The organism is uncultured Veillonella sp. (assembly GCF_900545795.1).
Taxonomy (GTDB): domain Bacteria; phylum Bacillota; class Negativicutes; order Veillonellales; family Veillonellaceae; genus Veillonella_A.
The window spans coordinates 15,029-36,120 of record NZ_URAR01000018.1; the positions used below are offsets into that span (position 1 = coordinate 15,029).

The 21,092-nt window shown below is 40.8% G+C and carries 20 protein-coding genes; 1 reads left to right on the forward strand and 19 read right to left on the reverse strand.

Going from position 1 to position 21,092, the window contains the following annotated elements:
• Positions 1-111 precede the first annotated feature (111 nt).
• The 14 genes from QZR90_RS07985 to QZR90_RS08050 form a co-directional block, all read right to left on the reverse strand.
• Complete coding sequence (locus QZR90_RS07985) at positions 112-693, reverse strand: manganese efflux pump MntP family protein (RefSeq protein WP_295790593.1); 582 nt, start codon at positions 691-693, stop codon at positions 112-114.
• 209 nt (positions 694-902) lie between these two features.
• Positions 903-2,345: an Rne/Rng family ribonuclease gene (locus tag QZR90_RS07990; RefSeq protein ID WP_295790598.1), complete on the reverse strand. Its 1,443-nt coding sequence runs from the start codon at positions 2,343-2,345 to the stop codon at positions 903-905.
• A gap of 115 nt (positions 2,346-2,460) precedes the next feature.
• On the reverse strand, positions 2,461-3,180 hold the full coding sequence (locus QZR90_RS07995; protein WP_307984890.1) for a TIGR03936 family radical SAM-associated protein: 720 nt from the start codon (positions 3,178-3,180) through the stop codon (positions 2,461-2,463).
• Positions 3,152-5,035, reverse strand: a complete 1,884-nt coding sequence (locus QZR90_RS08000) for a TIGR03960 family B12-binding radical SAM protein (protein WP_295790604.1) — start codon at positions 5,033-5,035, stop codon at positions 3,152-3,154. The genes QZR90_RS07995 and QZR90_RS08000 overlap by 29 nt, the downstream gene beginning before the upstream one ends.
• Positions 5,036-5,115: 80 nt before the next feature.
• The gene (rodA, locus tag QZR90_RS08005; protein ID WP_295790607.1) at positions 5,116-6,219 is read right to left on the reverse strand and encodes a rod shape-determining protein RodA; all 1,104 of its coding nucleotides are present in this window, start codon (positions 6,217-6,219) and stop codon (positions 5,116-5,118) included.
• 9 nt (positions 6,220-6,228) lie between these two features.
• Positions 6,229-7,464: an AAA family ATPase gene (locus tag QZR90_RS08010; protein WP_295790609.1), complete on the reverse strand. Its 1,236-nt coding sequence runs from the start codon at positions 7,462-7,464 to the stop codon at positions 6,229-6,231.
• Positions 7,465-7,556: 92 nt separating this feature from the next.
• Complete coding sequence (gene mrdA / locus QZR90_RS08015) at positions 7,557-9,545, reverse strand: penicillin-binding protein 2 (RefSeq protein WP_295790612.1); 1,989 nt, start codon at positions 9,543-9,545, stop codon at positions 7,557-7,559.
• 87 nt (positions 9,546-9,632) lie between these two features.
• Positions 9,633-10,124, reverse strand: coding sequence for a rod shape-determining protein MreD (gene mreD / locus QZR90_RS08020; protein ID WP_295790615.1), 492 nt, complete (start codon positions 10,122-10,124; stop codon positions 9,633-9,635).
• Positions 10,124-11,035 (reverse strand): rod shape-determining protein MreC, encoded by a 912-nt coding sequence (gene mreC, locus QZR90_RS08025; RefSeq protein WP_295790617.1) that lies wholly within the window; start codon positions 11,033-11,035, stop codon positions 10,124-10,126. The genes mreD and mreC overlap by 1 nt, the downstream gene beginning before the upstream one ends.
• Entirely contained in the window at positions 11,035-12,072 is a 1,038-nt protein-coding gene (locus QZR90_RS08030) for a rod shape-determining protein (protein WP_295790621.1), read from the reverse strand. The genes mreC and QZR90_RS08030 overlap by 1 nt, the downstream gene beginning before the upstream one ends.
• Positions 12,073-12,184: 112 nt before the next feature.
• Positions 12,185-12,865, reverse strand: coding sequence for a DNA repair protein RadC (gene radC, locus QZR90_RS08035; protein WP_295790623.1), 681 nt, complete (start codon positions 12,863-12,865; stop codon positions 12,185-12,187).
• A gap of 281 nt (positions 12,866-13,146) precedes the next feature.
• Entirely contained in the window at positions 13,147-13,770 is a 624-nt protein-coding gene (locus tag QZR90_RS08040; protein WP_295790626.1) for a nucleoside triphosphate pyrophosphatase, read from the reverse strand.
• Between the two features lie 101 nt (positions 13,771-13,871).
• Positions 13,872-15,065 carry an acetate/propionate family kinase gene (locus tag QZR90_RS08045; RefSeq protein ID WP_295790629.1) on the reverse strand — a complete coding sequence of 398 codons (1,194 nt, stop codon included), beginning with the start codon at positions 15,063-15,065 and terminating at the stop codon, positions 13,872-13,874.
• Positions 15,066-15,068: 3 nt separating this feature from the next.
• Positions 15,069-15,629: a hypothetical protein gene (locus QZR90_RS08050; RefSeq protein WP_295790633.1), complete on the reverse strand. Its 561-nt coding sequence runs from the start codon at positions 15,627-15,629 to the stop codon at positions 15,069-15,071.
• 490 nt (positions 15,630-16,119) lie between these two features.
• On the opposite strand from QZR90_RS08050, the gene QZR90_RS08055 reads away from it, so the two are divergent.
• The gene (locus tag QZR90_RS08055; protein ID WP_295790637.1) at positions 16,120-17,523 is read left to right on the forward strand and encodes a nucleotidyltransferase family protein; all 1,404 of its coding nucleotides are present in this window, start codon (positions 16,120-16,122) and stop codon (positions 17,521-17,523) included.
• Between the two features lie 68 nt (positions 17,524-17,591).
• Here QZR90_RS08055 and pyrR read toward each other — a convergent pair whose 3' ends face one another.
• From pyrR to QZR90_RS08080, 5 genes are all read right to left on the reverse strand, one after another.
• The gene (gene pyrR, locus QZR90_RS08060; RefSeq protein WP_295790640.1) at positions 17,592-18,143 is read right to left on the reverse strand and encodes a bifunctional pyr operon transcriptional regulator/uracil phosphoribosyltransferase PyrR; all 552 of its coding nucleotides are present in this window, start codon (positions 18,141-18,143) and stop codon (positions 17,592-17,594) included.
• 54 nt (positions 18,144-18,197) lie between these two features.
• Positions 18,198-19,109: an RluA family pseudouridine synthase gene (locus tag QZR90_RS08065; protein WP_295790650.1), complete on the reverse strand. Its 912-nt coding sequence runs from the start codon at positions 19,107-19,109 to the stop codon at positions 18,198-18,200.
• Positions 19,110-19,118: 9 nt separating this feature from the next.
• A complete protein-coding gene (gene lspA / locus QZR90_RS08070; RefSeq protein WP_295790643.1) occupies positions 19,119-19,568 on the reverse strand; it encodes a signal peptidase II in 450 nt (149 codons plus the stop codon).
• A gap of 116 nt (positions 19,569-19,684) precedes the next feature.
• Complete coding sequence (locus QZR90_RS08075; protein WP_295790646.1) at positions 19,685-20,275, reverse strand: helix-turn-helix transcriptional regulator; 591 nt, start codon at positions 20,273-20,275, stop codon at positions 19,685-19,687.
• 265 nt (positions 20,276-20,540) lie between these two features.
• Positions 20,541-20,708 carry a DUF362 domain-containing protein gene (locus tag QZR90_RS08080; protein ID WP_295197722.1) on the reverse strand — a complete coding sequence of 56 codons (168 nt, stop codon included), beginning with the start codon at positions 20,706-20,708 and terminating at the stop codon, positions 20,541-20,543.
• Between the last annotated feature and the right edge of the window lie 384 nt (positions 20,709-21,092).

Below are 21,092 nucleotides of genomic sequence, written 5' to 3' on the forward strand. Positions count from 1 at the left end.
TATACATGCAAATGTCAAATCATTTATAAGTTAATACATCTATATATCTATTTATAATTTTATTATATTTCTATAATATTTCTTTAACATTTATATAGCATTTATAAAAAATTATAGCATTGACACAGCCAATACACCTAAATGTTGTAATAAAATTTTCAAGCCAATCAAAATAAGCACAAAGCCACCGATCATTTCTGCTCGACCAGACAATAGCTTAGCTAATTGTTGACCTAAAAACACGCCGCCCAGGGAAATGACAAAGGTAATGATGCCGATCATAGAGGCCGCTGTCCATACATTAACATTAAAGAATGCAATAGTAATACCTATAGCCAACGCATCAATACTGGTAACAAAGGCGAGGACAAACATTTCACGCCATTTTACTAAATGACAAATAATATCGCCTTCTTCAACCGGCTTGCAGCTATTGCGAATCATATTAATCCCCAAATAGCCAAGCAAGGTAAAAATAATCCAATGGTCATAGTCATCAATTTTTCCTGCTAATTGAGCACCAATAACCCAACCAACAAGGGGCATAATCATCTGGAACAAGCCAAACAAAAAAGGTAGACCTATCCGCTTCAATGGTTCTTTGTCTGAAATACAAGGTCCTTTAGCAATGGCTACAGCAAACGCATCCATAGCTAGACTTACAGCTACTAAAGCTATCTCCCACATCGACATAGGTCTGACATCCTTTCCACTTGTGACTTGCATCTAATAATGCTAACAATATTTTGAACAAAGCGCACTTGCTTAATTTAACCTTTATATTATACGAAAAAAAGAGACCTGTAGCAACTACAAAATCTCTTTTCATCATAAATTACACCATATGTTATATTTTATAAATTCCACTTTGCCTATAGACTTTTTATCCATCTAAAGCTAGTTTATTCATCTAAAGCCAATAAAGAATAGGCCTCACGACTTCCAGCAGAATCTGAATTAACCTTTATAGTCCGCTTCAATTCTTTACTAAGTGCTGCCAAACCATCTTTAGTAAAATAGCGCGCCACTTCAGGATGTACCTCCACTTGCACATCGTGCTTTAAGCGACCTAGGCGATATAGCTCGCGAAGTCTACGCAAAATCTGCAAATACACAGTTTCAGCAGACAACAAAAGTCCAGTTCCACCACAAGTGGAACAATCATCAAAGAGCATCGATTGAATGCCTTTGCGCTCCCGTTTACGAGTCATTTCTACCAAACCTAAAGATGTTATACCACATACAACAGTTTTTACACGATCAGTGCGAGTTAATCTTGATAACTCTTCAACTAAAGCATCGCGCTGTGCTTTTTTCGGCAAATCTATAAAATCACAAATAATAATGCCACCAATATCGCGCAATCTTACTTGCTTAGCAATCATTTGAGCGGCTTCCTTATTAACGGCCACAGCCACTTCACTAGCCTTTGTGCTAGTACCTGAAGCATTGGTACCCGTATAGTGAGCCGAATTCACATCGATAACCGTAAGTGCTTCAGTGCTATCAATTTGCAAGTATCCACCAGATGGTAATTCCACGCGATTAGTCGTAAGAGTATCCAATTGTTCTTCAATGGGCCATGCTTTAAAAATAGGCGTCCGCTCTTCATAGTGAATGAGCTCAATGCGAGCATCTAATTTTGTAAGCGCTAATAATTCGCGCAATCGCTCATAGGCGCCTTCGTGGTCAACAATAATCTCCTTCACATCTGTGGCTGCATAATCGCGGAGTACGCGGAACCAAAAATCAGCATCTCCGTAGAGCTCGGTGCCACCTTTAGCAACTTTAAATCGGTTTTGCAATTGAACCCACGTATTCCATAAATACTCTATGTCAGCTTGTAAATCCGCTGGCGCCGCCTTAGCTGCTGCGGTGCGCAAAATCAAGCCACAGCCACGAGCTAAATAAGGCTCCGCCATGGCTGTTAAAATTTCTCGCTGTGCCGAGTCCGTAATGCGCTTAGATATGTGAAGCCCTTCAGAGTAAGGAAGTAGCACCATAAAGCGACCTGCCAAACTGATGTCGGCACTTACGCGAGCGCCCTTCCCGAGCATCTCTTCTTTTACGACTTGCACCAATACATGCTGACCTACAAATAATTTGCCCATCGCTTTTGTCTGTTTACCTTGTTTTAGATTGAGATAAGCATTTTGCTTTTCTCCAATATCTACAAAGGCTGCTGACATGCCAGGTAGCACATTGCGCACTGTGCCCTTGTAAATATGGTTAATCAGCTCTTCCTGACTTTGTCGGTGAAACGCTATATCCACTAATTCATTCGCTTCATCGACTACGACCAAACGAGTTTCTTCGGCCATTACATTAGCAATAATCCGCTTCATAGGCTCCTCCTTTCTATGTATATACACTAACTTTTATATGCATGATCCATAATAAAATCTGCACCTAGCTAAGTATAGCTAGGTATAACTAGAAGCTAAATAATCTAGTACCAAGTTACACTTCAAATGGAGTCTTTAACACACCATCTGTTTCAATCATGATGGCCTTACGATGAATAGCATACGACTCATCTAGAGGCCAACCATAGCTTTCCATCCCTAATCTCCATACTTCGCCAGGCTTCATAGTCCCTTCTGGATAAATGCCAATCGCCATGCGCAAGGTAACGCGACCATCCTTAACCGTCGCTGTAACAGGTTCTTTCACGAAATGTTTTACATCAATCATACGACGTTTTTTAGGCGTTACTTTTTCATATTCAATAGACTCTGCCTCATTGAACTCTTTAAGTACTGCAGTCCAATCAATTGCTTCAGCCTCTTCTGCTGTAGCCGCCTTACCATCGATAATCACAGGACCATTAACTTCATATACAGCGTAATTACAAATGGCCATGAGCTTTTTCACTTTATCCGGCATATCGTGCCCATCAAGAGGCTCTAAACCAGGAGGGGCTACTCGTTTCAATCGGTCAATGATATTTTCTACCGGCACATCTTCTAAAATATCCATATCTACATATTCTACGGCAGCTGTAATCCCTAAGGCTAAGGCCGAGGAAAAACTGATTTTCATATGAGGATTAAATCCTTCAGAATAGGCCATTTTAATCTCTGCACGGCGAATCATACGCTCCACTGCTTGCGCATAATCTAGGTGGGATAAAAAGCGCAATTGTTCACCTTTATTTAAAGCCAAACGTATTTTTTTCAACGCGTCCACCCTCCTTATAATCAATAATCGCCGTATCAAGCGCAGGACATACATTACAACCATTACATGGTAAGCGACGGCAGTCTTGTGTCAATTCAGCCTTAACAGCACGATCCCATTCCATTTTTAAATACTTCTTCGTTACCGTATCGTCTAAGTGATCCCATGGCAATGGCTCATCAAAATCGCGGTCACGACGTGCATAATAATCTGGGTCAATGCCCGTATTTTTAAACGCTTCTAACCAGCGGTCTAAGGAGAAAAACTCCGTCCAACCATCAAATTTACAGCCCAATTTCCAAGCTTCCACTAAAGTTTTTGCTAGACGACGATCACCACGTGCAAATACAGCCTCCATATAACCAGTCGCACCATCATGATAATGATAGGAAATATTACGATTATTAATTAGAGTCTTTAAGTATTGTTGCTTGCGATGAATTTCTTCCACGCTCTGTTGACCATACCATTGATATGGAGAATGGCTCTTTGGCACGAAGAAGGATACGCTAACCGTTACCTTGCCATTGCGTTTGCCCGTAATTTCACGATGCAAGTCCAACACTTTGTAAGCTAAGTCAGCAATGCCTGCCACATCTTCATCAGTTTCGGTAGGAAGGCCCATCATAAAATACAATTTCACTGTGTTCCAGCCTGACTTAAAGGCATTTGTACAAGCTGCAATTAAATCTTCTTCACTAACACCTTTATTAATTACATCGCGCATACGCTGCGAACCAGCTTCAGGAGCAAAGGTTAAACCACTTTTGCGCACTTGTTGCACTTTCTTAGCAATGTCAATAGAAAATGCATCAATGCGAAGGGATGGCAAGCTTACGCTCACTTGTTTATCTTTAAATTCTTCCATAAGCATATCTACAAGTTCAGGCAGTTTAGAATAATCTGCGGAACTCAAGGACATGAGTGAAATTTCATTATACCCTGTATTGGCGATAATCTCTTTAGCTAATTGAACTAAGCGCTCTGGTGTGCGTTCACGAACTGGACGATAGAGCATACCAGCTTGGCAGAAACGGCAACCACGAGTACAACCGCGGAATAATTCCAATACAGCGCGGTCATGAACTACGTCTAAATACGGCACCACTGGTTTAGTCGGATAGTGCACTTGTTCCATATCCTCAATAATGCGCTTTTCTACTACAGCTGGTGCTTCTGGCGCCAATATTTTCATACCTTTAAAATCGCCAGCTTCAGTATACTCTGGTTCATACAGCGCTGGCACATAAGTACCTGGAATCAGTGCAGCTTTGCGAAGAAATCCTTCTTTTCCATCGGGGAAGCCCGCTGCTTTTTCAGCCTTATATAAATCCATAACTTCAATCATGGATTCCTCAGCTTCGCCAAGATTGACAATGTCAAAGAAATCAGCAATAGGCTCCATGTTATATGCACAAGGACCACCAGCAATAAGCAATGGATAAGACAAATCGCGGTCTTTACTATAAAATGGAATGCCACCCAAATCGAGCATATTCAAAATATTGGTATAGCTCATTTCATATTGAAGCGTAAAACCTAAGAAATCAAAGTCGCGAACTGGCGTTTTAGTTTCTAAAGAATGAAGGGGAATATTCCGTTTGCGCATCTCCGCTTCCATGTCATGCCATGGGGCACATACGCGCTCAGCCGCAAAATCAGGACGTTCATTTACAATAGAATATAAAATTTTAATTCCCAAATGACTCATACCTACTTCGTATACATCAGGGAATCCTAAACATATAGTTACATCTACTTCGCTGTGATCTTTCACAACACTATTCCACTCGCCTCCCATATAACGGGCTGGCTTTTCAACATGTTGCAACCAACTCGGATCTAAGTGAACCATAGGACCTCCTATTAAAATCTAGCCATCTACTGGGTAGAATAGCTTCTATCTAAATTATACTAGCACTTATACAAACTATCCTAGAACATCAATTTTTTCCGATGCATCGCAATATTAAGCAGTAATCCAACACTTATCATATTGGTAGTCAATGCGCTGACCCCATAACTGATGAACGGTAATGGAATCCCTGTAACAGGCATAATCCCTGTAGTCATCCCCACATTAACGAGCACCTGGAACACTATCATGGAACCAATGCCTGTGGCCAGCAACATACCAAATGTATCATTGGCGCTACGAGCAATTACAATGCTACGATAAATAATGACGAATAACAATAATAAGGCTATGACGCAACCTACAAAGCCCAATTCTTCCCCTACAACAGAAAAAATAAAGTCTGTGTGATTTTCCGGCAAGAAATTAAGCTGACTTTGCGTCCCCTCAAAGAGCCCTTTGCCTAAAATCATACCAGATCCAATCGCTATTTTCGATTGAATGATATGATAACCTGCTCCAAAAGGATCTATATTAGGATTTAAAAACACGAGAATACGTTGCTTCTGGTACTCTTGCAATACGAACCAACCTAAAGGAGCCAATATAACAGCCGCGCCTACAATTATCTGAACTAAGCGCATGCGAATTCCCCCAACGAAGAGCATGCCGCATAAAATAGCTAAATATACTAAAGAGGTGCCCAAATCTGGCTGCTTAAATACTAATAAAGTAGGGATGCCTACAAAGATAACGATGGGCAATAATGACTTAAAACTATCTAATTTATTAACCCTCGATTCAATCATCCCTGCCATACTAATAATCATCAACAATTTAGTAAACTCTGATGGTTGTACCGTAATAGGACCGATTTGAATCCACCGCTGCGCCCCCAGGGCCGACGTCCCTACAAACATTACGGCCAGTAATAGAACAATGGTAATCACATACAGCGGACGCCCCCAAGAGCGAAGCCGGCGATAGTCAAACCATTGCAGGCCTATGACTACCCCCATATTTATGAAAAAGAAGAGTAATTGCTTGGCAACTAAATCGTCAAAACTTAACCCTTCTCGATTTATGTGGGTCGCACTCCCAATCACTACAGAGCCTAAGGCGATTAAAGCTACTGTACATATGACTAATGTCCAGTCCCATTCACGCCAAATCTTCTGCCACATACTTGCCTCCTATCGCATGCGGCCGCGTCTTGACCACAAGCTTGAAAGTTGACGGCGCAATAATGACGCTAAGCCGCCTTTTTTCTTTTCTTCTACAGGTTCTTCTGATGCCGCTTTTACAGCTGTGCTAACCGCCTGTGATTGCGTAGCACTGGATTGCAACTCAGCTTCAGCAGGTTTCTCTTGTGGAAGCTCAGTTTCTGGTGAAGTCTTACCATCTACAATCTCCACATCTTCGGCAGTTTTCATATCCTCAACCGTATTTACAACTTCAGACTGTTTCATTACCGCTGAGTCATCGTCATTTTCAGGCATATTCATTATGTCTGCCGTATTCGCACCTTCAGGTGCAGGTATTGCATCTAAGTTCTGTCCCTCTTCAGCATCACTCACACCTTCTGCCATATCCACAGTATCTGATGAAGTCACAATAGCTACGGGCTCCGTCGTTTTTGCCGAATCTGCTGAAATTTCATTTTCATGAACAAAGCATTGCTCCATGCGACGCCAAAGGCTAAGAAGTTCCTCTTCTTCCATGTATGAATCGGCTACAATAGCTTTCACCAAAGCCTTCATCATATGATCAAAAAAGGAATCTACCGCCTCATGCAATAACCCTTCTTGGGACCAACTTTGTATCATATGTCGATATGGCAAAATAGTACCTAAATGTTCTACTTGTAAAGATACCAAAGCTTCTTCCACGGGCACTTCAGCTTTACTATGACCCACATTATTGAGTACTACCATATAATTCAATTGACGCACTTCGCGACACATTTGCATTACCCGTTGCACCGCGCGCAAGGAGACCCAAATAGGTTCAGCGACGAGCACAATTTGATCCGCTGCTTTAAAAATTGCTTCATTACCACGGCCTATACCAGCTGGAGCATCAATAATTACATAATCATAGTCCTTAGCCAACCCCTTAATGAGCTTCGCATAGCCTTTACGGCCCACATCTTCCCAGCGACGACTTTGCGTAGCTGGCAAGAAGTCAAAATTATCACTTAAGGGTAAAATAGCATAATCCGAGGTGCAATTCTCTTTCCAAATATCAATGGCATCAAAGAAAATATCATTTTCCTTCCCCACCACTAAGTCAAGATCGCGCATACCAAAGTCAGCGTCAGTTATTAACACCTTATGACCAGCCCGATTGAGGGCTGCCCCTAATGAAGCAGTCAGCGTAGTTTTCCCCACGCCCCCTTTACCAGACATAATTGCAATTATACGTCCCATGGAAGCTCCTTTCTCATCATATAAGATAGAATCATTGAGTATTTTAAAGCGCTACATTACTTTATAAAAATTAGTTTAGCACTCTTGTAAGTTTAACGCACTTGAGGTCCTGTAGTTTGCAAATTACTATCCTGCCCCGATGTAGCATTAGCGGCACTACTATTATTCACATTGTTAGCATTTTTAGACTCTTCATTCGTTCCATTTAAACGATTCGAATCACTCGCCGTAGAACTTGTGCCATTAGGATTATTGGAAGTATTACGCTCTGTGCCATTAGCATTAATTTTAAAATACTCAGCTAATACATCGCGTACAATTGGGCCAGCAGAACCAGCACCAAAACTCCCTTGTTCAACTAAGGCTACAACTACAATGCGCGGCTTATCATATGGCGCATAGGCTACAAACCAACCATGGTCACGGCCCGTCGCATTTTCTGCTGTCCCGGTTTTACCAGCTACGGCAATAGGCCAACCTTTAAAGAGCTGACCGGCTGTACCACCTTCAGCGGTAACATCGCGAAGAGCATTTCTAATCAAATCCATAACTGATTTAGATACTTGCAATACACCGATTTGGCGTGGACCAAAAATCTCCGCTGGTGTACCGTCGCTATTATCTATACGACTTACTACATATGGCTGATAACGGATGCCTCCATTAGCAACCTCTGACATAAATACTGCCATTTGTAATGGCGTTACCAAAGTATAGGACTGACCAATAGCCGCATCAAAGGTCTCCCCTAAATACCAGTCTTGGTCAAATACTTTACGCTTATATTCAGGACTAGCTAAATTACCGCTGGCTTCACCATATAATTTAATACCAGTTTTTTCACCTAGACCGAAAATTTTCGCATATTTATCAATATTTTCAATGCCTATGCGATTGCCCATTTCATAGAAATACACATTATCTGACTTCGCCAAGGCTGTATTAAAATCGAGCCAACCTAGGGCTTCCCCCTCCGCATTACGCTTGTCAATTAACCAGTGACGACCACTGTCAAAAATCATTTCATTAGGCGTTACTTTTTTAAGCTCTAAGGCTGCAGCGCCTGTAATAATTTTAAAAGGTGAACCTGGTGGATATTCACCAGAAATAACTTTATTGTCAAATGGATGATTTGGGTCATTATTTAACATATTCCACTGAGCGGATGTAATGCCACGGGCAAACCAATTCGGGTCAAAACCTGGTGCACTTACCATAGCTAAAATAGCTCCTGTATTAGGATCCATAGCCACGACTGCAGCGCCTTGAGCTGGAATGCCTTGAGCGCGCAATGAGGCAATTTGATCTGCAACTGCTTTTTCAGCCGCCTTTTGTAAAGGCAAATCAATGGTCAAATGAATATCTCGGCCAGGTACTGTATCTTTGCGCCCTACCTCAGCCACTGGTCGCCCAGATGCATCAACTTCTACTTGCTTACCACCATCAATGCCGCGCAAAGTATCATCATACATCTTCTCTAGTCCAGAGCGCCCTAAAATAGTACCAGGACCTACTAAACTTTCTGGATTATCGGTTTTAATTTCATTGAGCTCATCCTCACTCACTTCCCCCACATAGCCCAAAAGCTGGGATGCCAAAGTGTTATAAGGATAATAGCGAAGTGGTTCTACTTCTATGGTAACACCAGGCAGCTCATGACGATGTTCTTCAATCATAGTAACGCGGTCCATAGTAATATCATTGGCTAAGCGGATTGGCTCATAGCCACCTTTATGGGCGTCTATTTTTTCTTTAATAGCCTCCACTTTCATATTGAGCATTCTAGCCAGACGATTCAGTTCCTCGTTGGAAATCTCCTTGCCCGTCGGCATCATGGACACTGTATAGGCCGGCCTTGACCCTGCCACAATTTGCCCATTTCGATCATACATAACGCCTCGCGCCGCCGTCATAGTGACCATGCGTAAGCGATTGCCTTCGGCTTTTGTATGATAATATTCACCATCCATAATCTGCAAATAAAATAAGCGGATAATTAAGATTAGAAAAATAAGGCAGATCAAGTACATCAAAGCATCAAAACGGCCTTTTTTATTCTTTTTGTATAAGGCTTCTAACAACTGACTGCCTCCTTCCCATCTTTATTACAGCTTAAAAGCTTAGCTAATACTATAAGAAGCGCAACTGTACTTTTACCAGTTGTGTTCTTACCAAATGTATTCATCGCGTTCTTCCATATTCCAAATCAACTCATGAAGTACAATGCCAATTAAACCATTGAGCCACCAAACAGGCCATATATGGTGCCAAATATAGGTACCAATTAATATATCTTCACGACCTAACCATAGCATACCAATACGAACCATCATATCTAACACAGTAGCGCCAGATACCCAAGCAAAGGTTACATACCACTGTTCCTCATACACTGAGTGAGACCAAATACTGACAAAATAGGCCACCACTATGTAAGGGAAAAAGTGCAAACCAAACGCATTAGATATAACTAAATCGTGAATTAAACCACCTATAATAGCCGCTCCTAAGCCCATACGTCGCCCTTTTAACAAGGACAGTACAATCACCCAAACTAAAATTAAATTGGGCATCCACTCATGTTTAAATAGCATGGGAAAGGCATCGGCTTGAATCAAAAAGGTAAGTATCGCCATGAGAACATATAATAAAATCTTCATTACTGTGCTCCTTTGACCCCTTCCACTTGATCACGCTGTGTTTGTGGCACAAGTTTAGGTGTAAGACTTGGTTTGTCTAGTTCTCCTTCACGGGAGCGCAAAATCACAAATACTTCTTCCACATTGCTTAAATCAGCTGACAATTGAACTACTGCATTTTTAACAAAGCCTTCCGAATCATTATCAATGCGAGCCACATGGCCAACTAATAAACCTTTAGGATACACCCCACCATACCCAGAGGTAATTAGTGTATCACCAGTCAACACATCGCCATCGCGCGCTACATTGACAAGTAAAGGCTCATTAGGATTGCTGCCATTCCCCTTCACCACAGAGGCTACGCGTGATTCAGGCCGTTGAACAATGACGCCAATAGACGTACGAGGGTCTAAAATCGTTTGCACGCGATCTGAATGAGGGTACACATCACTAATGAAGCCCACTACACCACCTGGAATAACAACCGCCATATTTACATCAAGACCTTCTTCTTTGCCTCGATCAATGGTAAAAGTATTAGTCCAAGTGCCAAAATCGCGAGTCACTACTGCAGCAGCAACCATATCAAATTGAGGATGACTTGTTTCAAAAGCCACTAATTGGCGAAGGCGAATATTTTCAGCCACAACTTCATCATAATTAACCACCTTTTGCTCTAAGGCTGCTTTTTCATTGCGAAGCTGATCCATTTCCTTAGTTCCATTTATAGCATTGTCAATCACTGTAATGCCCGTCTTAAAAGAACCTAAGAATCGCGAGGCCCCATAGGTAAATGGCGTAGTCACTTGCTCTAGGCCAACTGACACATAGGGTATACTGGTGCGTTGCTTCCACGCATAGCCTAAAAGGGCTAAAAAGACGCAGCATAAGCCTATAAAAGCAATTAATTTTCTATCTGACGAAAACATTAAGCCCTTCCTTTCCGACTCTTCGATGCAATAATGAAACGATCCATCCGTTCAAATTCCTTTGACGCCTGCCCTAAACCAACGGCTACAGCAAAACCCGGATCTTTTGGAATCTGCACCGGAATGCCCAATTCTGCATTAATCCGTTGCCCCAAACCTTCCATAAGAGCCGTCGCACCGGTTAATATCATACCGCGCTCTAAAATATCAGCAGCAAGTTCTGGCGGAATCTGTTCTACAACGTTCTTTATTTCATCTACAATATGTTGCAGTGGTGCTTGCAACACTTCATAAATTTCCGATTTATGAATCGTTACGCGCTTCATAAGTCCATTAGCAATGTCACGACCTAAAAAAGACACTTCCACCTCTTCTTCTGGTGGTAAGGCAGTCCCTAAATCAAGTTTGATTTGCTCCACAGTTTCCTCTGCCATCATGACAGAGTAAGTATTTTTAATATAGGATAAAATCTCAGCATTAAAATCATGGCCACCTACACGAGCCGTCTTAGCTAATACTTTACCACCTAAAGACATAACGCCAATATCAGTAGTGCCCCCACCAATATCTACTGCCATATTACCAATCGGCTCAAATACCGGTAAATTACAGCCTAAAGCAGCTGCTACAGGTGCTTCTACTAAATAAGCTTCTCGCGCACCGGCTTGTATAATCGCATCTGTCATAGCGCGCCGTTCTACATCAGTAATCCCACAGGGAACCGCCATAATGACCCGTGTGCGTCCTACTGAGCGAGATGCTTTACCCATAAAATGGCGCAACATGGTCAACATAACGCGATAATCTACAATAAAACCATCGCGCAAAGGGCGCAATTCATCAAGCATATCAGGTGTGCGAAGCAATAGACGCTCCGCATCAGCTCCTACAGCTACGATGCCTTCTTGCTTTGTATCAGTAGCCACTAAGGAAGGCTCCGACAAAACTACGCCGCGACCTTGTACATGAATATGTGTATTTACAGTGCCAATATCTATTCCTAAATCACGTCCTAAAGACGAAAATAAGCGAATCATATTCTTTATCTCCTTATTATACTCATCATTTTATAATACCATTTCAAGGAGATTTTGTATATTCCCGAAACGTAGAAAGCCATAGTTTGCAAGAAGGTTTACGCCCTAAAATTTACAGCAAAGCTTCCTCACAAAGGCTCACATAAATTCCATCGCCAATAACAATGTGATCTAAGACTGGAATGCCCATAACATCACCAGCCTCCTTAAAAATTTTTGTAATTCGCACATCCTCATCACTAGGGCTCGCATCGCCGGATGGGTGATTGTGAATTAAAATCAAACTCGCCGCATTTGCTTCTAAGGCTCTTCGAAATACACTGCGCTGTTCCGCCAAACTCCCCGTCAAACCACCAATGGAGATGGTGTCCAAGCGGATTAGTTTATTTTTGCAATTCAAAAAGGCTGCACAAAAATGTTCTTCTCGCTCATGACGAAGGCGCTCCATAACATAAGTAGCTACAGCTTTTGGATGGCTAAAATCTTCATACAAATGCTTAACTCTCATTTGCCCAAGGCGCCGCCCTAACTCTACAGCAGCACAAATAGTCACCGCTTTATCGCGACCAATCCCCTTGACCTGTTGCAATCGCTCCACAGTCACATCATTGAGACCATAGGCACCGTCTACCACTGAATCCAGCACTTCACGGGCCATCTCTAAAACGGAACAGCCTTTTCGCCCCGTGCGAAGCAAAATCGCAATTAACTCAATCGTCGACAAACCAGCTGCACCTAAATTAATAAACTTTTCTCTTGGTCCTTCACCAACACACCAGGTAGTATTTTGCATATATGCCTCCCTACAACAATATATACATCAAAGAAATTTCCCTTAAGCCCCTACATGGCACATGCCCATCCTATGCAACTCTAGTAACCTCATACCTCTACTCTATACTACTTTGCACGCCCCTCCTTATCTCTTAAGCACTTTATTTTTAGCTACTGTACGCTTTATTCTTTGCTCTTCACTGCTTTACACTTTATGATGTACACTTTATTTTTAAAACTTTGCACTTTTCAATTCAGCTTAACAATTTTATTCTTTACAACTCTATCCAGGCTCACAACTTATACTCTTTGCTCGTCCTTTACCGCTCTTAATAGTACTTCCACCGGTAAGCCCACTACATTCGTATAGGACCCATGAATGGCTTTAACTAAATAACCACCTAAGCCCTGAATACCATAAGCTCCTGCCTTGTCCATAGGCTCGCGAGTAGCCACATAGTCCTCAATTTCAGCTTTAGTTAATTCAAAAAACTCCACATCAGTGCTCACAAACAAAGTATTTTCACTGATGAGTTCTTGATTTTTATTAAATCGTCTTAAGCACATCCCGGTCATAACTTGATGCCTAGTACCAGATAGTTCCGTTAACATCTTAATCGCTTCAGCCTCATCCTGTGGCTTGCCTAATAATTGATGATTAAACACTACTATTGTGTCAGCCCCTAAAACACCATATGAGCTCTGCCCTTTTGCTACTCCAGGAAGCACCGCTGCTCGCGCTTTGCCTTGAGCTTGCATCATGACATACTGAGCTGGATCAGTCCAGGCTTCATGAGTCTCTTCATATGTACTTTTTACTACTTCAAAGGATACACCAAACTGCCGCAACAATTCACTTCGCCGCGGTGAGGCCGAGGCTAAATATATAAAATGTGTACTTAAATTAGGAAGATTCATTTTCATTTATTGTTTCCTTTTCCAAACCCCTAAACCACAACGCGCAGTACCCGAAGGCACTGCGCGCTTATAATTAATCAAATTAATTATTGGTATAAAATTGTAAATTATTTTGCTAAGCGTTGTGTATCGCGAGCAATCATAATTTCTTCATTTGTAGGAATAGCGAAAAGTTTTACTTTAGCGCCTTCTACACTGATTTCAGTATCTTTACCGCGTACATTATTGCGTTCTTTGTCAAGTTCAGTACCTAAGTATTCTAAACCTTGGCAAATTGCTTCGCGGTTACCAATACCATTTTCACCGATACCTGCAGTGAATACGATAGCGTCAACGCCACCCATAACAGCTGCATAAGCACCGATAGTAGCACGTACTTTGTAGTGGAACATGTCAAGAGCTAATTGAGCTTTTTCATTGCCGGCTTCAGCTGCTTCTTCAAGCACACGGAAGTCATTGGACACGCCAGAAATACCAAGCACACCAGATTTTTTATTCATTAAATCGTCAACTTCTTTAGTGGACAAGTTCATTTTATCCATTAAGAAAGGAACGATAGCTGGGTCAATATCACCACAACGAGTACCCATTACAAGGCCTGCAAGTGGAGTGAAGCCCATGGAAGTATCTACGGATTTACCACCTTTTACAGCTGTAACGGAAGAACCATTACCTAAGTGGCAAGAAATAATTTTTAATTCGCTAAGTGGTTTGCCCATGATTTCAGCTACGCGATCAGCTACATAGCGATGGCTAGTGCCGTGGAAGCCATAGCGACGAACGCCATATTTTTCATATACGTCTAATGGAAGACCGTATAAATAAGCTTCTGGTGGCATAGATTGATGGAATGCAGTGTCAAATACAGCCACTTGAGGTACATTTGGCATAATGGATTGACATGCTTCAATACCTTGAATATTTGGTGGGTTGTGTAAAGGTGCCATTTTTGCACATTCATTCAACGCAGCCATTACTTCGTCATTGATCAATACAGAGTCAGCAAACTTTTCAGCACCATGTACTACACGATGACCTACTGCATCAATTTCATCCATAGATGCAATAACGCCATACTCTTTGTCAACTAAAATGTCGAGCAAAATTTTAAGTGCTGCTTTGTGGTCTAAAATTGGTTCTACTTTTTCTAATTTATCACCACTAGGACGTTTGTGAGTGAAAATTGCATCATTTGCACCAATTTTTTCAAATTGCCCTTTTGCCAATACGCTTTCATTTGTCATGTCCACTAATTGGTACTTTAAGGAAGAGCTGCCACAGTTTACTACTAAAACATTCATTACTTATCCCTCTTTCTTAGTAATTTGAATTTTTCCTACCACCAGGTCAGAAATCTGAGCACCCATCGTACTATTAATTGGATACTGATAGGTAATATTCCACAATACACCTTTATCTACAAAGGTATATTGGAAGAAATGAATTTTTGCCTGCTCTGCTACAAGTTCAGCATCAGCTTTTACGCCATTAACGCCATCAATTGTTGTAGCACTAGCCTGCCAAGATAATTTTGAGCCAAAGCTCTTATCAAAAAATGCTTTTGTTTCCTGTGCATACGCCTCTGCACTAGGCAAAGGTTGACCTGCTTTAGGCGAAATAGCCTCAATGGAAACTAAAAATTCTTTATCTGCTCCTAAATATGTAGTTACCGGATAGCCCAACGCATTCTGGGTTGTATTCGGCTGTACACCAATATCAAAAGGAAGCGCAAAGGTAACTTCAGAATTGCCTGCTTTAATGACTTTGTGACCAAAGCTATAATTATCTATGGCCTTATCACTTCCGCAGCCACTTATAAATACTAACAGAACCCCCATCATGAGGATTGTAAGCCATTTTTTCATAAAATTCCTCGATTCATATCTTTTGCCTGCACGTATACGTGCATTCTCATTATAACACTTTAATCGTAACCTTAGCCACCATTTTTTATAAAATTACCACACAAAATTAATACATACATGACATATCTAGCATACGTGAAATTCATATCCATATAATTTTACAGGTAAGTTTTGTCAAACGTACTATAATTTTTTCTCTGGCGTACTATAATTTTTCCCTAGCATGCTATAAGTCTTCCTCTAACATACTATAATTTCTTTCTCTAACGTACTATAAATTTTCCCTAGCATACTATAATTCTTCCTCTAAATATGCTATAACTCTTTATCTAATATGCTATATCTCTTTCGAAAATGCTATAATAAAATAATAGTCTATGAGTATCATAGACCTAATTATAATCTACTTAATTTTAATCTAGCTAATTAAAATATACTTAATTACAATTTACTAATCATTATGTTCCCAATTATATAAAAAGGAGTTTCCATGCATATCGTCGGTATTGTAGCTGAATACAATCCCTTTCATACAGGGCATGCACATCACATTAATGAAATAAAAAAAATATATCCCGATGCACTCATTGTAGTCGCTATGAGTGGCTCCTTTGTACAGCGTGGAGAACCGGCCTTATTTGATAAATTTTTGCGCTCTCAATGGGCTCTAATGAGCGGCGCCCATGCAGTTGTTGAATTGCCTACTATTTTTGCTACGTCTAATGCTGAGCGCTTCGCCACTGGCGCAGTGCGCCTATTAGCTGGACTCGGCGTCACAACCCTATCCTTTGGGGCAGAAACTAGTGACATTGATCTTCTATGGCAGCTAAGCAAAATAAGTCAAAGCGCGGCTGTACAATCGCAGTGCCAAGCCTATCTAAAGGAAGGTTATTCCTATGGCACATCACTGCGAAAAGCTATACAACATGCAGACGCGAATTTAGCCCTAAACGGGGACGACTTAGAAAGAGTTTTAACCGGTCCAAATAATATACTCGCTCTAGAATATGTAAAAGCAATTCAGACGCATCGTCTTCCCCTACAGATTCTCCCTATCGCGCGACAATCAGACCATCACTCTAGTAGCTTATCACAACACTTCCCATCCGGCACAGCTTTGCGACAGGCTATTTCCGAATTATCTATTACCACGACTAATGCTATCGCCGCTACTCGCAATATGAACTTCAATACGCCTGAGAACATTGAGACGAGCGACCTTAAAAAATCTCTGCCTAGTGAACTTGAGATAGCTGAACTAATGTCTAATTTCCCTGTAGCAACTCAAGCTAGTGTCCAAGAGGCATTACAGCATCAGCGCTATGTAAACTACGATTATTATATGAATCTAGTTCACTATCAAAGCCGCCTTAAGTCAGCCTTTGATTTGAAGAACTATCCAGATTTTACCGAAGGACTTGAAAGTCTTTGGTCTAAAGCTAGCGCCGCTCCATCTTGGCCCTCTGCATTAGAGGAAATTAAGTCAAAGCGCTATACCTTTAGTCGCTTGCAGCGCATGGGAGCCTATACAGTGCTAAATATAAGCAAATCATTACAAGATTCTGCTCATAGACTAGGACCTACCTATGCAAGACTATTAGGATTTACCAACAAGGCCAGACCTTGGTTAAAAAGTCGCGCTACAGCAACAGACCTAATGGGAGCTATCCCATTAATTCAAAAATGGGCGCCCTTTGTACAAGATGTGCAAAATGTAAGCAATTCTTCTGAAGCCCATCAATCACAAACATCGCAACTTACACGCCAACTTCTAGAATTAGACATGAGGGCTACAGATATTCAAGCTTTATGCATGAATACACCAGAGCACCGTCAAGGGCATCGCGACTATTACATGTCTCCACTCTATGTAAAAGAAACCTCAAAATTCTAGTATCGACCCCAAAAATAAAACCCGCCATATGGCGGGTTTTGTTTTTATGCACTACCAAATAGTTGCGATTATGAAATAGTTACACTGTCAATGCCATCTTGTTCAACCACATTGACGCGAACTGTTTCAGCATGAGAGGTAGGTATATTCTTACCTACATAATCAGCTCTAATAGGTAACTCACGATGGCCACGGTCTACTAATACAGCCAACTGAATCGCCCTCGGACGCCCTACTTCCATAAGAGCATTTAAAGCCGCCCGAATAGTTCGCCCTGTATAGAGCACATCATCCACTAAAATGACAAGTTTCCCCGTTGTATCAATTGTAAAAGGAGTCCCTTCTTTTACTTTAGTATTTCGATCATCCCGATATAAGGCAACATTCATAGTGCCCACCTCAATAGAGGTACCTTCAATCGCTTCAATTTGCTTTTGCAAGCGATGCGCTAAATACACGCCACGGCGCTCAATACCAATAATCAAAGCATTCTCTAAGCCTTTATTGCGTTCTAAAATTTCATGACTAATGCGACGTACAGCGCGCATCATAGCCTGCTCATCCATTAAAATGCGGCTATCTCCGTCACGTCCTAATTCCTTCGTCTTATTTGCCATCATATCCGCCTTTCCTAGCTATTAGAACTTTTTGTAAATACAACTATGGAACTATACTCATTTATTATGCTCTTTAGCATATTCAATAGATGCTAAAAAGTCTGCTGGCAAAGGCGCTTCAAAATATAACTCTTTGCCTGTAATAGGATGTGTAACGCGCAAACTATAAGAATGAAGTGCTTGCCCTTCAATAGGAAAATCCATCTTTCTATATCCATAGAAGGGATCATTTACCACAGGATGCCCAATATGAGCAAAGTGCACGCGAATTTGATGCGTACGCCCCGTCTCTAATTGGCATTCCACCAAAGTATGATTCCCGTAGCGCTCTAGCACTTTAAAATGAGTCACCGCGTCTTTACTATTTTCAAATACTACAGCCATCTTCATACGGTCCTTTGGATGACGGCCAATAGGCGCCTTAATAACGCCCCGTTCTTCCACAATATTGCCATGAACTAAGGCATAATACGTGCGCTGTGCACTATGAGCCTTAACTTGTTCCGCCAAGCCTAAGTGAGCCGCGTCATTTTTAGCCGCCATCATAACACCGGATGTATCTTTATCTAACCGATGCACAATGCCTGGCCGAATTTCACCATTAATACCGGATAAATCCTTACAATGATATAGCAATGCATTCACCAAAGTGCCACTGTAATTTCCTACTGCAGGATGAACTACCATGCCACGAGCTTTATTTATGATGATAATATCATGATCCTCAAATAAAATATCTAATGGAATATTTTCAGGCTTTACTTCAGTTGACTGCGGCTCCGGAATCTCTACAGTTACTACACTATCCGCAGTTAACTTTAAATTACTCTTCCCTACCTTGCCATTAACTTGTACTAGGCCCTGTTTTACTAATTGTTGTACATAGCTTCTAGAGCCTCCTAATAAATCAGTCAAAAATACATCTAAGCGTTGCCCTTCTGCATCTGCTGACACTTGAAATTGTTTTATGTCGCTCATTTATTTATCCCCTTTCTCTGGCTGACGCCACACATGATAAATTAAAGCAGCCACACCAAGACAAATTCCAATGTCGGCTACATTAAAAATAGGCCAGATTCTAAAATCAAAAAAATCAACTACAGCACCTAAGTGATATCGATCCCAGCCATTGCCTAAAGCACCACTAACCAATAAAGAAGTTCCTACTTTTAAAGCCTTCGAACCATTATAGATATACTTGCGCAAGTAAAAAAGTACGCCTAATAAAATGGCGACAATCAACAAAAAGAAAATTCGTTGGTCTTCTAAAATGCCAAAAGCAGCCCCTTTATTCAAAATATACGTGAAATGAAACACATTGGGAATCACTGGTATAGACTCTCCCAAATACATGGTGTCTTGCACATAGATCTTAGTCGCTTGATCTAAAGCTAGCCATACTAGCCCCATAATTACATAAAAAGTCATTTGTTCTAATCATCCTTTATTATAATATATTACTCTTTATTGTAAGCTATGGACAATCAATTTGTCTATTCTCTCCTACCACTGTATGTTCCAAATATATTTACAAATTTGCCTAACTACCAGAGCTTAGTATACATAAAGGCACCATGGTCACAATAGACCAAAAACTTTCCACCCCGTCTCATGCGTGGTAAGCGTACAGCAGCTTCTTGTTCTGCATATAAACGCTGGAACCATATAAAATCATCATATACATAGGCTACAAAATATATATGTTGCCCCTTTGCCATAGAGTGATTAAAGCGTAAATAATTATCGCCATCTATCACTTCTAAATCTGGTCGATGTGCTTCATTACCAGTGACAAATTTTACAGCTTGTAATAAACGACCACAGCAACTGAGCTGCGCGGCACTGGTACTCGTTAAAATATTGCCGCAATGAGGACAAACATAAATTTTTATGCGTCTAATATTTCCCATATCACTTTGATTCGTCGATAAGCCTCCTTGCAATAACTTTAACACATCTGCCCCCAGTACCTGTGACAAAGGTTCCCATAACACCACATCAGGTATGCCCTTGCCACATTCCCACTTAGACACTGTTTTATAAGTAATATGAAGCTGCTCAGCCAACTCTTTTTGAGTTAGTCCTTTTTCTTTACGCAACTGTAAAATAAGTTGCCCAATCTTGCCACTATCCATACGAAATCCTTTCTCTTGAGTAACTTCAATCTCACCTACTATGAGCTATAGCTTTATATTCCTAATACATAGGTGAATCATAAAAACTCAATACTATCTAACTAATGTAAACATATACAATGAAAATGCTTATATAAGGTATCTTCGTGATTTAGTGTAATATAAAAAGTCTACGCTTACAATCTATGCAGCGTAGACTTTATGAGACGATACAATCTAATAGGGCACTAAAAAAGCCCTCCGAAGAGGGCTTTAAGCATCCAAATTATTCTGCTGGATGGATTGTACCAACTGGGCAAACGGATTCGCAAGAACCACAGTCGATGCAAGTGTCATTGATTTCGTATTTAAGTTCGCCTTCGCTAATAGCGCCTACTGGGCACACAGAAGCACAAGAACCACATTTAATACATTCATCACCGATAACTCTCATGATTGGACACCTCCAAAAAATATACTAGATAATTTCTTGATTATCAACTCGTTAAGGAACTTACCTTAAATTTATATTCTCATTATGACATGATTTTTCCATCTTGTCAAACTTATGGAGAATGATTTGTTATTATTTTTTAGCATGTACCTACAACTATTTTGCATAGAAGAACCGCACAACCATGCTATTTGATAGCCATTTTCAATTGTGTGTATTAGATTATTCCTTCAGCTTAGGCCGCTACTTAATTCTCATTTAAGATTAGATTTAACTATTCATATAATGGGTTTTATTCTCATTTAACCTCTAACTTTACTTCTAACTTTACTTCTAACTTTACTTCTAACTTTACTTCTAACTTTACTTCTAACTTTACTTCTA

What these genes read in the sequence shown, in the direction of transcription:
- radC (WP_295790623.1), bottom strand. Translation starts at nt 12,865, where the DNA reads ATGCAAAATACTACCTGGTGTGTTGGTGAAGGACCAAGAGAAAAGTTT.
- QZR90_RS08045 (WP_295790629.1), bottom strand. Translation starts at nt 15,065, where the DNA reads ATGAATGTTTTAGTAGTAAACTGTGGCAGCTCTTCCTTAAAGTACCAA.
- QZR90_RS08010 (WP_295790609.1), bottom strand. Translation starts at nt 7,464, where the DNA reads ATGGGACGTATAATTGCAATTATGTCTGGTAAAGGGGGCGTGGGGAAA.
- QZR90_RS07985 (WP_295790593.1), bottom strand. Translation starts at nt 693, where the DNA reads ATGTCGATGTGGGAGATAGCTTTAGTAGCTGTAAGTCTAGCTATGGAT.
- QZR90_RS08055 (WP_295790637.1), top strand. Translation starts at nt 16,120, where the DNA reads ATGCATATCGTCGGTATTGTAGCTGAATACAATCCCTTTCATACAGGG.
- QZR90_RS08075 (WP_295790646.1), bottom strand. Translation starts at nt 20,275, where the DNA reads ATGGATAGTGGCAAGATTGGGCAACTTATTTTACAGTTGCGTAAAGAA.
- lspA (WP_295790643.1), bottom strand. Translation starts at nt 19,568, where the DNA reads ATGACTTTTTATGTAATTATGGGGCTAGTATGGCTAGCTTTAGATCAA.
- QZR90_RS08080 (WP_295197722.1), bottom strand. Translation starts at nt 20,708, where the DNA reads ATGAGAGTTATCGGTGATGAATGTATTAAATGTGGTTCTTGTGCTTCT.
- QZR90_RS08030 (WP_295790621.1), bottom strand. Translation starts at nt 12,072, where the DNA reads ATGATTCGCTTATTTTCGTCTTTAGGACGTGATTTAGGAATAGATATT.
- pyrR (WP_295790640.1), bottom strand. Translation starts at nt 18,143, where the DNA reads ATGATGGCAAATAAGACGAAGGAATTAGGACGTGACGGAGATAGCCGC.
- QZR90_RS08050 (WP_295790633.1), bottom strand. Translation starts at nt 15,629, where the DNA reads ATGAAAAAATGGCTTACAATCCTCATGATGGGGGTTCTGTTAGTATTT.
- QZR90_RS08040 (WP_295790626.1), bottom strand. Translation starts at nt 13,770, where the DNA reads ATGAAAATGAATCTTCCTAATTTAAGTACACATTTTATATATTTAGCC.
- mreD (WP_295790615.1), bottom strand. Translation starts at nt 10,124, where the DNA reads ATGAAGATTTTATTATATGTTCTCATGGCGATACTTACCTTTTTGATT.
- QZR90_RS07990 (WP_295790598.1), bottom strand. Translation starts at nt 2,345, where the DNA reads ATGAAGCGGATTATTGCTAATGTAATGGCCGAAGAAACTCGTTTGGTC.
- mreC (WP_295790617.1), bottom strand. Translation starts at nt 11,035, where the DNA reads ATGTTTTCGTCAGATAGAAAATTAATTGCTTTTATAGGCTTATGCTGC.
- QZR90_RS08000 (WP_295790604.1), bottom strand. Translation starts at nt 5,035, where the DNA reads ATGGTTCACTTAGATCCGAGTTGGTTGCAACATGTTGAAAAGCCAGCC.
- rodA (WP_295790607.1), bottom strand. Translation starts at nt 6,219, where the DNA reads ATGTGGCAGAAGATTTGGCGTGAATGGGACTGGACATTAGTCATATGT.